Annotated in this window: 13 protein-coding genes and 1 pseudogene; 8 read left to right on the top strand and 6 right to left on the bottom strand. The window is 40.6% G+C overall.

Annotated elements, in window-relative coordinates:
- The 7 genes from OO007_RS14435 (at position 1) to OO007_RS14405 (ending at position 6369) form a co-directional block, all read left to right on the top strand.
- Entirely contained in the window at positions 1-1473 is a 1473-nt protein-coding gene (locus tag OO007_RS14435; protein WP_165874725.1) for a lipopolysaccharide biosynthesis protein, read from the top strand.
- Positions 1470-2489 (top strand): glycosyltransferase family 2 protein, encoded by a 1020-nt coding sequence (locus OO007_RS14430; RefSeq protein WP_325809332.1) that lies wholly within the window; start codon positions 1470-1472, stop codon positions 2487-2489. The genes OO007_RS14435 and OO007_RS14430 overlap by 4 nt, the downstream gene beginning before the upstream one ends.
- 240 nt (positions 2490-2729) lie before the next feature.
- A complete protein-coding gene (folB, locus tag OO007_RS14425) occupies positions 2730-3089 on the top strand; it encodes a dihydroneopterin aldolase (protein WP_325809331.1) in 360 nt (119 codons plus the stop codon).
- A 55-nt stretch (positions 3090-3144) separates the two neighbouring features.
- Positions 3145-3645, top strand: a complete 501-nt coding sequence (folK, locus tag OO007_RS14420; RefSeq protein WP_325809330.1) for a 2-amino-4-hydroxy-6-hydroxymethyldihydropteridine diphosphokinase — start codon at positions 3145-3147, stop codon at positions 3643-3645.
- A gap of 27 nt (positions 3646-3672) precedes the next feature.
- Positions 3673-4887 (top strand): flavodoxin-dependent (E)-4-hydroxy-3-methylbut-2-enyl-diphosphate synthase, encoded by a 1215-nt coding sequence (gene ispG / locus OO007_RS14415; RefSeq protein ID WP_131906785.1) that lies wholly within the window; start codon positions 3673-3675, stop codon positions 4885-4887.
- Between the two features lie 63 nt (positions 4888-4950).
- Complete coding sequence (locus tag OO007_RS14410) at positions 4951-5703, top strand: RNA methyltransferase (RefSeq protein WP_325809329.1); 753 nt, start codon at positions 4951-4953, stop codon at positions 5701-5703.
- Positions 5704-5871: 168 nt separating this feature from the next.
- Entirely contained in the window at positions 5872-6369 is a 498-nt protein-coding gene (locus tag OO007_RS14405; RefSeq protein WP_325809328.1) for a GNAT family N-acetyltransferase, read from the top strand.
- 162 nt (positions 6370-6531) lie between these two features.
- Here the strand turns inward: OO007_RS14405 and OO007_RS14400 are convergent, their stop codons facing one another.
- Positions 6532-7122: an SCO family protein gene (locus OO007_RS14400; protein ID WP_131906783.1), complete on the bottom strand. Its 591-nt coding sequence runs from the start codon at positions 7120-7122 to the stop codon at positions 6532-6534.
- A 55-nt stretch (positions 7123-7177) separates the two neighbouring features.
- A complete protein-coding gene (locus OO007_RS14395) occupies positions 7178-7711 on the bottom strand; it encodes a copper chaperone PCu(A)C (RefSeq protein WP_325809327.1) in 534 nt (177 codons plus the stop codon).
- A gap of 272 nt (positions 7712-7983) precedes the next feature.
- Here OO007_RS14395 and OO007_RS14390 point away from each other — a divergent pair, with 272 nt between their 5' ends.
- The gene (locus OO007_RS14390; protein ID WP_131906781.1) at positions 7984-8466 is read left to right on the top strand and encodes a YajQ family cyclic di-GMP-binding protein; all 483 of its coding nucleotides are present in this window, start codon (positions 7984-7986) and stop codon (positions 8464-8466) included.
- 13 nt (positions 8467-8479) lie between these two features.
- On the opposite strand, the gene OO007_RS14385 is transcribed toward OO007_RS14390, so the two are convergent.
- The 4 genes and pseudogenes from OO007_RS14385 to aceE all read right to left on the bottom strand — a co-directional run bounded on the left by OO007_RS14385 (position 8480) and on the right by aceE (position 15554).
- Entirely contained in the window at positions 8480-9370 is an 891-nt protein-coding gene (locus OO007_RS14385) for an SGNH hydrolase domain-containing protein (RefSeq protein WP_325809326.1), read from the bottom strand.
- Positions 9371-9696: 326 nt separating this feature from the next.
- Positions 9697-11127, bottom strand: a pseudogene (gene lpdA, locus OO007_RS14380) (dihydrolipoyl dehydrogenase); the annotation flags it as partial.
- A gap of 81 nt (positions 11128-11208) precedes the next feature.
- Complete coding sequence (gene aceF, locus OO007_RS14375) at positions 11209-12879, bottom strand: dihydrolipoyllysine-residue acetyltransferase (protein ID WP_325809324.1); 1671 nt, start codon at positions 12877-12879, stop codon at positions 11209-11211.
- A gap of 14 nt (positions 12880-12893) precedes the next feature.
- Positions 12894-15554, bottom strand: coding sequence for a pyruvate dehydrogenase (acetyl-transferring), homodimeric type (aceE, locus tag OO007_RS14370; RefSeq protein ID WP_325809323.1), 2661 nt, complete (start codon positions 15552-15554; stop codon positions 12894-12896).
- Positions 15555-15574: the final 20 nt, after the last annotated feature.

The following is a 15574-nucleotide window of genomic DNA, read 5'->3' as shown; positions in this document are numbered from 1 at the left end:
GTGAGCGATCTAAAAACAAAAGGGCTAAAGGCATTTATCTGGGATTTACTTGGAAATCTGGGTACACATGCGTCTAGCCTGATCGTCACTATATTCCTTGCACGGCTACTGGAGCCAAGTGACTTCGGCTTGATTGCCATCATTATGGTTATTGTTTCCGTTGCAACCATCTTTTCAGATGTGGGTTTGGGTGGAGCTTTAATTCAGCGATCAAAACTACTACCCATACATTATTCATCCGTTTTCTTTTTCAATATTACAGCGGGATTTTTACTTACCTTACTGACGTATTTATCTGCTGGTCAGATAGCGACATTCTATAACAATCCAGAACTGCTACCTTTGATACAGGTGATGTCATCGCTGTTTATTATTAGTGCTTTCCATGCCGTGCAAAGCGTTATTTTAAGAAAAGAACTGAATTACGAATTACTCACAAAAGTTAACTTGATAGCTTCAGTACTGAGTGGTGTTATCGGTGTTCTGCTCGCGTTTTGGGGAGCAGGGGTATGGAGTTTAGTCGCTCAACTAATATCAAGAGAAGTGTTAATCAATATCCTCATTTGGAGTAGAAGTAGCTGGGTTCCTACTTTAGCTTTCTCTTTCAAAGCATTAAAGCAGCTGTGGGGGTATGGAATGAATATGTTCCTCGCAGGGCTTTTGGATACCATCTATGAGAGAGCAGACTACCTGATTATAGGAAAGCTGTTTGCTCCTGCAACCTTAGGTTTCTTTCATCAGGCGAAGCAGTTGAATATGCTAGTGGTAAAGTACTCTGCGGGTAGTTTGATGTCAGTGCTATTTCCTGTTTTGAGTAAAATTCAAAATGATCTGGAACAATTCAGAAGAGTCGTTATTAAATCTACCGGAATCATCAGCTTTGTGACTTTTCTGATTTTAGGTGGCTTGTTCTTGGTGGCAGATGAGTTAATTGTTTTGTTATTGGGCGCCAAATGGGAAGCATCTATCTTCTATTTTAAAATACTGGCTCTCAGTGGTTTTGCCTATCCTATCAGCGCACTCATGGTGAATGTACTTAGTAGTCGCGGTAAATCCAGAGCTTTCCTAAAGCTGGAAATTTATAAAAAAATAATTCAATCAATCACATTCTATGTGTTGTTTGCCTTTGGTATTAAGGCGTTTTTATATAGCTTGATCGTTACTTCAGCTTTGGGAACCTCACTGAATATATATTTTGCTGCACGTGAATTAGGCTTGTCATTCTTATCTATTGTCCGACCTATTTTGATTCAAACGTTTATCGTTTTTCCTGCTGTTGCAATTACACTGTTCATCAGTTCGCAGTTAGCACTCTCAGACTTTCCTAGTATGCTATTAAAAGGAATAATTTTTGTTGCGTTATATCTGTTATTCAACGGAGTTTTAAAAGTTAAGGCTTTCAAAGATGTTCTAGAACAATTTGATTCTTTACTCACTATATTTAACATTAGAAAAAAAGAAAAACTCACATGATAAATAAAACAGAAAAAGAGATTAGTCAAAACTGGCAAGGGGATGGCATCAAGGTCAGCATTACCTGTGTTGCCTTTAATCATGAGTACTGTATCAGCGAAGCACTGGATAGTTTTCTAATGCAGGAGACAGATTTCCCCTTCGAAATTATCATTAATGATGATGCTTCCACGGATAGAACTGCAGAGATTTTAAAAGAGTATGAAACTGCATTCCCCAACATTGTAAAACCTGTGTATCAAACAGAAAATCAGTTTTCACAGGGCGTAAATACCATGGCAATTCTGTTTCCCAAAATTAAGGGAGAGTATGTTGCATTCTGTGATGGCGATGATTACTGGATAGATAAAGATAAACTAATGATTCAAGTAGAAGAAATGGAAAAGCACCCTGATGTAGATATGTGTTTCCACTCTACTTATAAATTAATCGATAATGTCAGAGAAGAAGTGGCCTCTAGACATGCCGATAAAACAAAAGTATTTACACCTCAGGAAGTCATTCTAGGTGGTGGCGTTTTCTGTCCCACAGCATCATTGTTATTTACCAATCGTTTAATTTCTTCATTACCAAACTGGTTTGAAACGGCAATCCCGGGTGATTTTGTTTCGCAAATAATGGGTGCAGCGAGAGGTGGAGCCTTATTTTTAGACCGTAGCATGGCTGTTTATAGAGTAGGGGTTGAAAGCAGCTGGACAGTTTCTGAAACACTTAAAAGTTCAAAGCGCAGACAGAGTGTTTTGAATAGATTTAAAGAGCAATTAGATTTCATCAATCAATATTTAGACTTCAAGTTTAAGGATGAAATTGAGAAAGTCATACACGATGCTAATCTTGACTTTATTAAAACAAGGACTATCGACGTATCAGTAAGAGAAAGCGTGTATCAACAAAATAAAGAGTCTTTTTCAGTTAAGACAAAAGCATTGTGGTACTTATTGTTTAGAAATCAGCAGTTGCTCAATTCCTTGAAGTTTCTGGTTACACTAAAAGATAAAGTTTTCTTACGGGCTTAATTAAAATCGAAATACTCTTTACAAAAAAAGCGACCATAAAGAGTCGCTTTTTTATTGTCTGATATATTTTTCTATTCGTGTAATTTAAGTCTTTTGCCAATAGTGTAAGACAAGATCAATATTGTTATTTACTCTGTAATGAATAAAAACGTCATAAGCCATGTTGAAGAAAAATACATAATTACTGTAGCTAATCATTTAAACTAACAGGCTTAAAGGACTAGAATAAAAGGATTCTTAATGGATATTGTTTATATTCGTGATTTACGTTTGGATGCTGTGATAGGTATTTATGATTGGGAAAGGCGAATACATCAGCAAATTAATGTGAATATCGAAATGGGCTGGGATAATCGCAATGCGGCTCAATCTGATGATATTAAAGACACATTAAACTATAAAGAAGCCGCAAAACTAGTGAAAGACCTTGTTGATAAAAGTGAATTTCAACTAGTAGAGGCGCTTGCAGAACACATTGCTGAATTATTGTTGGATAAAATGAAGATTCCATGGATAAAAGTATCTCTTGGTAAACCCATGGCAGTCACAGATTCTGCAGAAGTGGGTGTTATAATAGAAAGAACTCGAACAACAGGTTAATTCCTTTTGTGTCAGTTAGATTTTTTAAATGTTAGACCTGATTAAGGTAATGTAAATGGTTGCTGTATATATCGATATTGGGAGCAATATTGATCGAGAAAAGAATATTCAGTCCTGTGTTGATGAATTACAAAGAAAATTTCCTGATATGGTATTTTCTAAGGCGTACGAGAGCGCATCCTTTGGTTTTAAAGGCGATGCTTTTATCAATATATCTGCCGGGTTCGAAACAGATTTAAGCTACGCTGATTTAAAAGATTTTCTAAAAAGTATAGAGAATCAACACGCACGAAAAAGAAGTAAAACCAAATTCATATCCCGCACTTTAGATGTTGATGTACTTCTCTATGGTGATGAAATTTTACGCCCAGATAATGATGTTCCGCGTGCTGAAATACTCAAATTTCCTTTTGTGTTATTCCCTTTGGCAGAAATAGCGGCTGAAACCATACACCCAGAACAAAAGAAAACCATTGCTCAACTAGCAAAAGAGTCAGATTTAGATAAAAATAGTCTCACTGAAGTGCCTGATTTTCCAAAGCTCAAGATTCAATAAAACCCTCAACAGAAAAGCTGATTCATCATGTCCAAAACAAATCGTAAAAAGACACTCGCCGTTAATGTAGACAATATTCTTATTGGTGGAGATGCGCCAGTAGTAGTGCAGTCAATGACGAATACGGATACAGCTGATGTCGTTCGAACAGTTAAACAGGTTGCTGAATTAGCCAAAGCAGGTTCTGAACTTGTGCGTATTACGGTAAATACCATGGAAGCTGCTGAAGCCGTTCCGGAAATCAGAGAGCGTCTAGACAAAATGGGGTGTGATGTTCCATTGATTGGTGATTTTCATTTTAATGGACACAAACTGCTAAGTGCGGTGCCTGAATGTGCCAAAGCCTTAGCTAAGTACCGTATCAATCCCGGAAATGTGGGTAAAGGTAAACGCGGCGATGAGCAATTCGCGCAGATGATTGAGTTCGCGGTTAAATACGATAAAGCGGTGCGTATTGGTGTGAACTGGGGATCATTGGATCAGAAATTATTAGCAAGAATGCTAGACGAAAATCATCAGCTAGATAAACCAAAAGAGCTTTCTGAAGTACAGCACGATGCCTTGATAGAATCAGCATTAAGCAGTGCCGCCAAAGCCGAAGAATATGGCTTACCCGCTAACAAAATTGTTATTTCATGCAAGCTCAGTAGTGCGCAAGAACTTATCAAAGTGTACGAAGAGCTTTCTGACAAGTGTGAATACCCGCTGCATTTAGGGTTAACAGAAGCAGGAATGGGTAGCAAAGGTATTGTCGCATCTACCGCAGCGCTATCTATATTATTACAACAAGGCATAGGGGATACGATACGTATTTCACTAACACCAAAACCGGGTGAAGCGCGCGAAAAAGAGGTGATTGTCGGTCAGCAAATATTACAGTCTCTGGGTCTACGCTCATTCACGCCTCAAGTTGTTGCGTGCCCGGGTTGTGGTCGCACAACAAGCGATTATTTTCAGCATTTAGCGCAAGATATTCAAACCTATCTACTGGATCAAATGCCAATCTGGAGAGATCAATACCCGGGAGTTGAGGAGATGTCAGTCGCAGTCATGGGGTGTGTGGTTAACGGTCCAGGTGAGAGTAAACAAGCAAATATAGGCATCAGTTTACCCGGTAGTGGTGAAAAGCCAGTCGCTCCCGTTTATGAGGATGGGGAGAAAACGGTGACCTTGAAAGGCGATAGCATTGCAGAGGAATTTCAGCAGATAGTTGAAACCTATGTTCAAAGTCATTACTCCTGACTGCTTCATGCTGTTTAAATCACAGCCTATAATTCAATTACTTTTAATTCATAGAAAAATATCGTGCTAAATAATATTCGTGTTGTGCTCGTACGCACTTTTCATCCCGGCAACATCGGCTCGGCGGCGCGTGCGATGAAGACAATGGGCTTAAGTGAGCTTTACTTGGTTGCCCCAAAAGATTTCGAAACGCAACAAGCCAGAGATGAAGCGACAAAGATGTCGACAAGTGCTGACGATATTGTGCAAAGCGCAACACAAGTCGATAATTTATTTGATGCAATAAAAGACTGCACGGTGGTTGTTGCGAGTACGGCAAGAACACGCGGTTATGATCTGCCCGTTTTGAATCCTGAAGAAACGGCAGAAAAGCTTTATACAGCATCGGCCACGAATAAGGTAGCTTTGGTCTTTGGTCCTGAAAGAATGGGGCTGATCAATGAGGATCTCTCACTGTGTAAATATCGTGCGACTATTCCGACGAATCCTGATTACAGCTCTTTGAATATTGCGGCTGCTGTTCAGACTTTTTGTTACGAAATTTTCAAGCAACACCTGGCTGTTTCAGGGGATGGGGCGCTAAATTCAGACGATAGAAATAAAGCGCCAAAACAATACCCTAATACGCAACAGATGGATTTGTTTTACACGCATCTCGATGAAACATTAACTGAAACGGGATTCATTTTTAAGAAGCACCCCGGTGAAATAATGCAGAAGTTACAGACCTTGTTTAATCGCGCTGAGATGGATGAGACAGAATTGAATATCATGCGTGGCATTCTTGCTTCTATTCAAAAAGAACTTAAAGACTAAAAGCGTTATTCAATAACAAAGTAATATCATTAGAAAAAAGTGCTCCAAAGTAGGGGGGGAGACTTGATAATTTCTCAATTACACTAATAAATAAAACCTTGAATAGACAGCTCTAAATCCTTTAATTAAACTAGCTACCTTGACCATTTAAAGCGCTAGGGGGTTCAGATGAGCTCGGGTTTGATTCGTTCCGTAACCACAGATGATGCAGCTGCAATCTGTGAAGTTTATAACTACTATATCGAGAACACCTGTATCTCTTTTGAATACGATCCTGTCTCTGTTGAAGAGATGACTCGTCGCATTAGCGCTACTACCGAGTCTTATCCGTGGATAGTCTATGAGCAGCAAGGCAAGATCATTGGCTATGCCTATGCCAATAAATACGCTGTGAGAGAAGCCTATAAGGGCACTTTAGAAGTGACGATTTATACGGAAAATGGAAACGGTGAAAAGGGTCTTGGCACAAAGCTCTATCAGCACCTGTTTGATCTCATCGATAACACCACTTCAGCGCATACCTTGATGTCAATTATCGCTTTGCCAAACGAAGCAAGCGTGAAACTTCATGAAAAATTAGGTTTTGAAAAAGCGGGCCACTTTAAAGAAGTAGGTTTTAAATTTGATCAATGGGTCGATGTTGGCCATTGGCAGAAGATGCTCTAGTTCATATAACTATATAAACATCCAGTTCTGCACTAGCTCTATTTACCTTGAAAAAAGCCCTCAAAGTAGGGGGGTGACTTAGTAACGTTTAAAGCTAAACCGAAAACGTTATTAAAGTGGCGTGATTAATAATTAATTGTGCCGTGTTTCTCGTCGAGCTAGCTACTCATTTATCAGCTTACGAATAACCTCAACCGCACGATCGACTTCGACAGCATGTGGAAGATATTCTCTGATCTTTCCTGTTTTATCCAAAACGAAAATATAGGCTGTGTGATCAACAAGGTAGCTAGCCGCAGTTGTGCCCTCTGCTTTTCGATATTTAACATCATACCGCGCAGCGATTTCATCAATTTTTTCTTTAGTACCCGTTATTCCCACTATTTGAGGGTGAAAGTACTTTGTATAGTCCGCTAGTTTTTGCAGTGTATCGCGATCTGGGTCTACGCTGATAAGTATCCCTTGAACATGTTTAAGCTCATCTTCGTTGAGCTTTTTAAATGCTGCCCCTACCCGAGATAGCGAGGTTGGGCAAACGTCTGGGCAAAATGTATAACCAAAATACAGAAGAGTAACCTTGCCCTTGTAGTCGCTTAAGCTGACATCACCGTTAATACTTTGTAGCGTGAAATCACCGCCAGGTGGATCGATGTATTCACCAGATTTTGGCTTTGGTGCTTCAAAAAAGCTATTCCCAATAACTAAGCCTAATACAAGCGCGATAATAGAAAGTGGGATAAGGGCTTTTGACATAATTGTGTTTCTCTGGATTTAGTTGATTTAAAATCAGTAGCTTAGAAGAGGTGAATTAATTAACGGCTATTTTCTTCACTTCTGTTTTTACTGTTTTACTCGAACCGTCTTTAAAGGTCAGCTTAATATCGACCATTTCGCCGGGTTGAAGGTCTTTTTTCAAGCCAATCAACATAATGTGGTAACCACCTGGTTTCAGTGCTGCAGATCCATTTGCCTCAACGGATATTTTTTCAACCTGTCCCATTTTCATCATGCCATCAATCATTTTGTGTTCATGTAGCTCCGCATGTTCACTGGCAGTGGTATCTGCAGATACTAGATCTTGTAATGAAGGCGATGAATTTTCCATCGTCATAAACATTGCCGTTACTTTTTGACCGGGAGGCATGGCTCTTATGTAAGGGTCAACAATTGTTATTGAATCTGCAGCTGACATCTCGGCTTTTGCTTCTGTCTTTTTCTCTGACTTTGTCTCTGTTTTAACCACTTTTTTGGTCTCTACCTCTGCTTCAGGTTTGCTGTTGTCACAGGCATTGAGAACAAAAGAACACAAAAGAATTAACGTCAATTGATAGGTTCTAGACATAAGAAATACCGATATAAGTTTATAAATGAACACGTAGTATATAACTGTGAATACGCATTTTCATAGGGTAGTTATGATTAAAAATTGTAGAGAGAAGTCAGCACGATCCATAAAATATTTTAAGGCTGCGGAAGTCTAAGAAATCCTTATATTTCTTAGCTATTTAGGAGTAAGTTAGTCTTAAGTTACAACTCGGTCACGAGTTTTTTGCTGTAGAATAATGGTGTAAAATACGCCTATCATAAATAATAAAATCGTAAAGAGGTAAAGCTATGCCATCGTTTGATGTGGTTTCAGAAGTTGATATGCATGAGTTAAGAAATGCCGTCGATCAAGCCAATAAAGAAGTCAGTACTCGTTATGATTTCAAAGGCTGTGATTGCTCATTTGAATTAAACGATGAAGTCATTACGTTAAAGGCTGAAGGTGAGTTCCAGATAAAACAGATGCGTGATGTATTGCGCTCTAAAATGGTCGCTAGAAAAGTAGATACCAGTGCTCTGGATATTCAGGATATCGAAGGACAGTTAAAAAATACGCGCCAGAGAATTTTACTTAAACAAGGTTTAGATGGTGATGCTGGCCGTAAAGTGAGCAAATTGATTAAGGCTGGTAAATTTAAGGTCACCACTCAAATGCAGGACAAGCAAATGCGAGTTACCGGCAAAAAGCGCGATGACTTGCAACAGGTAATGGCAATGCTACGTGGTGAAGATATTGGAGTACCTGTGCAATTTACAAACTTTAGAGACTAAGTCTGCAGCAGTATTAATCAGGGTTGATTAATGCTGATAACTGAGACTTGTTAAAGAGAATCCTGCCCAGATACCGTGCGCCATCTTTACTGAGATGGCCACCATCAAAAGAAATTAACTTCATGTTATCAGTGAAAACAGGGCAGCTTGCTTCTCGCCCACATACCCAAAAATGTACATCTACAAATGTCTGTACATCCAGTACCTTGGCCATTGCTTTATTAATGGCTTGTTGATGAATATCTACTGCTAATCTCAAGTTCTGCTGTTGGCCCTTAGATAGGTTATGCAGTTGTTCTTTGTTAGGCTTTAAAAAGCTACGTCTACCGATTACATACAGTTTTTGTTCTGGAGAAAGTCCAAGGTTACTGATGGTTTTGGGTAAGGCCTTTACTGCCCACATTCTCCAGAGTGCTGAAAATATAATGATATCGGCTTCTGCTATTTGTCCTTTCGCATTTTCCAGGCTATCTGATTGATTACAGAGGCTTACATCATTTTTATGAATTTCTTTATAAGCTGATTTCCCAAGGTATATCTGGCAACGGGTGGGAATATAGCGCGTTCTTATCTGACTGTTTTTCAAGAACTTGTTTTCAGCAATGGCATTTAGAAAGTCCTGAGCGTGACTATCGCCGATTATCAGAATTCTGGTTCTTGAGTCTTTAGTGTCGAAAGGCTTTTTCATTAAGCGCAGAAAGCGTTTTCTTACATATTCACCATTCTCTTTGTGATTCGTTTGTTCGCTACTGTGCCCACTTTCTTCAAGCGCAATAACATTTGTATCTGCGCTAGTATCAGCCCAAACAGTATTAACAAGAATAAAACTAAATACTATTAAGAAAAGGCGTGCTGCAAGTTTATTAATGGTTTTCATTCTCTGCGTTTTTTCGTTGTCTTTCATCTTCAAATCGTTACGTTGCTATGACATTTGATTGTCGAACAAGTGCGATTTGATTAAGTACGATGTTGATTAAATGTCATGTTGAATATTATAACGCGACGGCATAGTAAAAGATGAAAGCATAGAAGCTTTAGAATGTTTGTAATCATTTGAAAGGCAGGAACAAAAAAACGCCTCAAAGTAGGGGGGTGACCTAAGCAATATAAACAATATAAACAATAAGAGCGTGTCATAAAAAAAGGCGTTCAAATGAACGCCTTTTTTGAGTTGCTTATCTATTCATTAATTAAGCGAATAATTAATGAATAGAGTCGCTAACTAAACATTTACTTTCTTTTTGGTACGTAAATATCCGTACAAGTACCTTCAGCAACTTCTGCAGCGAAGTTGAATGTTTCAGAAAGTGTTGGATGCGGATGAATAGTTAAACCAATATCTTCAGCATCAGCACCCATTTCAAGTGCCAATACAGCTTCAGCAATTAACTCACCAGCGTTTGTTCCAACGATACCTGCACCGATGATCTGGCCAGTACCTTTATCAAACATTACCTTAGTCATACCTTCGCTACGGCCGTTACTTAATGAACGTCCACTTGCAGCCCATGGGAATGCACCTTTGGTGATTTCAATACCTTCTGCTTTACACTCTTCTTCTGTTTTACCCATCCATGCAATTTCAGGATTAGTGTAAGCAACAGATGGAATGGCACGAGCATCAAAGAATGCTTTGTGACCCGCAATCACTTCGGCGGCTGTTTTGCCTTCATGTGTTGCTTTATGCGCAAGCATTGGTTGCCCAACGATGTCACCAATTGCAAAGATGTGAGGCACATTAGTACGCATTTGGTTATCAGTAGCGATAAAGCCATGATCATCCACTGCAACACCTGCTTTATCAGCGTCAATCAATTTACCGTTTGGTGAACGACCGATTGAAACAAGTACGCGATCGAATGTATCAGACTCAGGTACGTTCTTAGCTGTCTTTTCATCAAGCGCTTCAAATTTACAAAGCATACCTGCGTCAGATGGCTCAATAGAAGCAAGTTTAGTATTTGTGAAAATGTTTTCGTATTGCTTGGCAATGCGACGCTCTAATGGCTTAACAAGATCGCGATCAGTACCAGGCATTAGGCCCGGAGATAGTTCTACGATGGTTACTTGAGAGCCAAGTGCATCATAAACAGTAGCCATCTCTAAACCAATGATTCCACCACCAACAACTAGCAAACGCTTTGGGATATCTTCCAGTTCAAGAGCGCCTGTAGAGTCCATTACACGTGGGTCATCCCAAGGAATGAAAGGAAGTTTAGTTACACGAGAACCAGCAGCAATAATACAATTATCAAAAGTTACTTCTGTTTTAGTACCATCTTCCGCTTCAACTTCAATCGCTTTATCAGAAGTGAATTTTCCGTAACCATGAACGATAGTTACTTTACGTTGCTTAGCAAGTCCTTTAAGGCCACCTGTAAGTTTGCCAACAATATCATCTTTGTTCTCACGAACCTTATCAATGTCAATTTTTGGTTTGCCAAAACTAACACCGTGGTTTCCGGCTTCTTCTGCTTCAGTAATAACTTGAGCAGTGTGGAGTAAAGCTTTAGATGGGATACAGCCTACGTTTAAACAGACTCCTCCAATACTTTCGTACTTTTCAATCAAAATAACTTCAAGACCTAGGTCTGCTGCGCGAAAGGCTGCTGTGTAACCACCTGGGCCTGAGCCTAGGACTACTAGGGGTGCGTGCATATTAATACTTCCTTCTATTGTTTGCGGTAAACTTTATAATTAAAAAAGTCAATCATATAATCAATTATTATTTAGCCGTATACTTTAAACCATCATGCGACGAATGTCAGATAACATTTTACTTAAATGTGAAGTAAATCGTGCGCCATCTGCTCCGTCAATCACTCGATGATCATAAGAGAGGGATAATGGTAACATTAGGCGCGGTTTGAACTCAGTACCATCCCATTGCGGTTGCATGGATGACTTGGAAACACCTAACACTGCAACTTCAGGCGCATTGACGATAGGCGTAAATTTAGTTCCGCCGATACCACCTAAACTAGAGATCGTAAAACAACCACCTTGCATATCAGAAGGTTTCAATTTCTTGTCGCGAGCCAATTGCGCATATTGACGAATTTCTTGTGATATTTCTACCAGTGACTTTTGATCAACCTCCCGAATAACAGGAACAACAAGCCCATCTGGCGTATCAACTGCCACACCAATATTGAAGTATTTTTTAAGAATCAGGTTTTCGCCGGTATTATCTAAAGAGCTATTGAAACGAGGGTAGAGCTTAAGCGTTGTAACAACGGCTCTAATTATGAAAGCTAATGGCGTGATTTTAATGCCATCTTTTTCCATCTCCTTGCCCATTTGCTTACGGAAAGCTTCCATTTCTGTAATGTCGGCTTCATCGAACTGTGTAACATGCGGCACAGTCACCCAGCTACGATGTAAAAACTCACCAGTAAGCTTGTTTATCTTACTCAGAGATTGCGTTTCTATCTCGCCAAATTTTGAGTAATCAATTTCAGGCATAGGTGCTACGCCTAATGATGAACCGGCTGATTTGGTCGTTAAAGCCTTCTTAACAAAACCTTTTACATCGTCTTTATTAATACGTCCTTTACGACTTGTACCTGAAACCTCGCCTAAATCTACACCGAGTTCACGTGCGAATTTACGCACAGACGGACTGGCATAAGCTTTACTGAAGCGTTTTTCATCCAGATGTACTGTTGGTGATAATTTATCAACGGAAGATTTACTTGGCTTAGCCTCAGCGGGAGCAGTAACATTGAGTTTCACTGCATCTTCTTTGGGTTCAGGGGCCGCTTCTGGTTTGGCGTCGCTTCCCCCACTATTAACTTCCATCATTAATAGTACAGAGCCTTCTGAGACTTTATCGCCAATATTTACTTTAACCTTTAGGACTTTACCCGAAGCGCTGCTGGGGATTTCCATAGAGGCTTTATCTGATTCAACCGTGATAAGTGAATCTTCTGCTTCTACCATATCTCCTTCTGCAACAAGTACTTCGATAACCTCAACTTCATCAAAATCACCAATATCTGGTACTACGATCTCTTCAATGCTGGTTGTTCCGGCTGAAGATGTCGAAGCTGCAGCGGGCTTTTCGCTTTTCGACTCAGGTGTTGCTGGTGCTTCGGTTGTCACTGGTTCAGAAGGTTTCTCGGCCGTATCTGTTGCCGCGGAGTCTTTTGATGAAGGTTCTGCTTTTTCAGAATCATCCACTTCTAACATCAACAGCACAGTGCCTTCGGAGATATTGTCTCCGAGTCCAACTTTTAACTTAAGAACTTTACCTGACGCGCTACTCGGGATTTCCATAGAGGCTTTGTCTGATTCAACCGTTACGATTGAATCTTCAGCTTCAATAAAGTCTCCCTCTGCGACCAATACTTCGATAACTTCAACGGCATCAAAATCACCGATATCGGGTACTACGATTTCTTTAATACTCATGATCGTGGCCTCCCTTAAGCTTGTAGTGGGTTAAGTTTATCGGTATCAATACCGTACTTTTCAAGCGCATCAGCGACTTTCACCGCAGGTAATGTGCCATCATCAGCTAACGCTTTCAGCGCTGTAACTGTTATCTGGTAACGATCAACTTCGAAATGCTTACGTAGTTCAACACGCGTATCGCTTCGACCAAAACCGTCTGTGCCTAAAACGGTATATGCACTTGGTATCCACTTTCTTACCTGTTCAGGATACTGCTTGATATAATCAGTAGCCGCTACTGCAGGACCACGATGACCTGTTAATTGCTTGGTGATATAAGGCACTTTCGCATCTTCTAATGGATGTAATCTATTCCAACGCTCAACTTCGTGTGCTTCACGAGCGAGTTCATTAAAGCTGGTGCAACTCCAGATGTCAGAATCCACACCCCAGTCTTCGAGTAATAAATCGGCTGCTGCGATGACTTCAAGCAAGATAGTTCCAGAACCCATTAACTGGACTTTGTTCTTTTTCTTGCCACCATTTTTCAGCAAGTACATGCCTTTAACGATGCCTTTTTCTGCGCCTTTAGATAAAGCAGGTTGTTTATAATATTCATTCATTGCAGTGATGTAGTAGTAAACATCTTCCTGCTTGTTGTACATGCGATTCATACCGTCATGAATAATGACTGCCATTTCATAGGCGAAAGTAGGGTCATAACTGATACAGTTTGGAATCAATCCGGCTTGAACCATGCCGTGTCCATCCTGATGTTGTAGGCCTTCACCAGCGAGTGTTGTTCTACCCGCAGTTGCCCCAATCAGGAATCCGCGTGAACGTGAATCACCTGCAGACCATGCAAGGTCGCCAATACGTTGGAAGCCGAACATAGAGTAGTAAATATAGAACGGAACCATATTAACGCTGTGCGTACTGTATGCCGTAGCAGCTGCGATCCATGATGAGAACGCGCCAGCTTCGGTGATACCTTCTTCAAGGATCTGACCGGTTTTATCTTCCTTATAGAACATCACTTGTTCTATATCCTGCGGATCATATAGCTGACCGACAGATGAGAATATGCCGAGCTGTCTGAACATGCCTTCCATACCGAAGGTGCGCGCCTCATCAGGAACGATTGGTACCACGTATTTACCCATCTTCTTGTCACGGGTAATCATCGTTAATATACGCACAAATGCCATGGTAGTAGACATTTCGCGATCACCCGAACCATCAAGCAATGGCTGGAAGATATCGATAGGTGGAACTTCAAGAGGAGCCGCTGTACTTTTACGCACAGGTAATGAGCCACCGAGTTGTTTACGACGATCTAGCAGGTATTTTTTCTCCGGACTGTCATCATCCAGTTGATAGTATTGTGCTGCCGCTGCATCTTCATCGCTTAATGGAATATTGAAACGGTCCTTGAAAGCGATCATTTCATCTTCTGTTAATTTCTTTTGTGAGTGAGTACGATTCTGTCCTTCACCTGCAGCACCCATACCGTAACCTTTTACCGTATGCGCAAGGATAACCGTAGGGCCGTCTTTGTGATTCACTGCAGAATCATAAGCGGTATAGACTTTATGTGGATCATGACCACCACGATTCAAACGCCAGATATCATCATCGGTCATGTTTTGAACCATTGCGCTCAACTCAGGGTAAGCACCAAAGAAGTTTTCGCGAACATAAGCACCATCTTTCGCTTTGTAGTTCTGGAATTCACCATCAACAACTTCAAGCATGCGCTTTTTCAAGATGCCGTCTTTATCTTTAGCCAGTAATGGGTCCCAGTAGCTTCCCCATAATACTTTGATAACGTTCCAGCCTGCGCCACGGAAGACTGCTTCCAATTCCTGAACAATTTTACCGTTACCGCGAACAGGGCCATCAAGGCGTTGTAAGTTACAGTTAACAACCCATGTCAGATTCTCTAGTTTTTCACGACCTGCCAATGAGATCGCACCCAGTGTTTCGGGTTCATCGGTTTCACCATCACCTAAAAATGCCCATACGCGTCTGTCTTTGGTATCAGCTAATTTACGGTGTTGCAGATACTTCATGAAACGCGCCTGGTAGATCGACTTAATTGGGCCAAGTCCCATCGAAACAGTAGGGAACTGCCAGTAATCAGGCATTAACCATGGGTGAGGGTATGAAGATAAGCCTTTGCCGCCAGCTTCTTGTCTGAAAGTATCGAGTGTTGCTTCGTCGAAGCGTCCTTCTAAATAAGAGCGCGCGTAAATACCTGGGGAAGCATGTCCCTGAAAATAGATTAAGTCGCCACCATGATCCGGAGTAGGTGCGCGCCAAAAATAATTGAAACCCACATCGTATAAAGTTGCGGATGAGGCAAAAGATGCTATATGTCCGCCAAGTTCACTCGCTTTGCGGTTTGCTCTTACAACCATTGCCGCAGCATTCCAGCGTATAAAGGAACGAATACGACTTTCCAGTCCAGCATCACCCGGGCAGGTTTTTTCTAAATGAGGAGGAATAGTATTTATATAAGCAGTACTTGCACTATAAGGGAGGTTTGCACCGTTAGTACGTGCTGTATCGATTAACTTTTCGATAATGAAGTGAGCGCGTTCAACGCCTTCGGCCTCAATTATCGCTTCGATAGATTCTGTCCAATCCAGCGTTTCCTGTGGATCAACATCATTTATATGGTCGTTACTCATTATTTCATCTCAGTGATTTT

The sequence above is a fragment of the Cocleimonas sp. KMM 6892 genome, assembly GCF_035798195.1.
In the GTDB taxonomy this organism is placed as follows: Bacteria; Pseudomonadota; Gammaproteobacteria; order Thiotrichales; family Thiotrichaceae; genus Cocleimonas; species Cocleimonas flava.
Note: the sequence above shows the minus strand (reverse complement) of the source record. Positions and strands in the feature narration are given on the sequence as shown.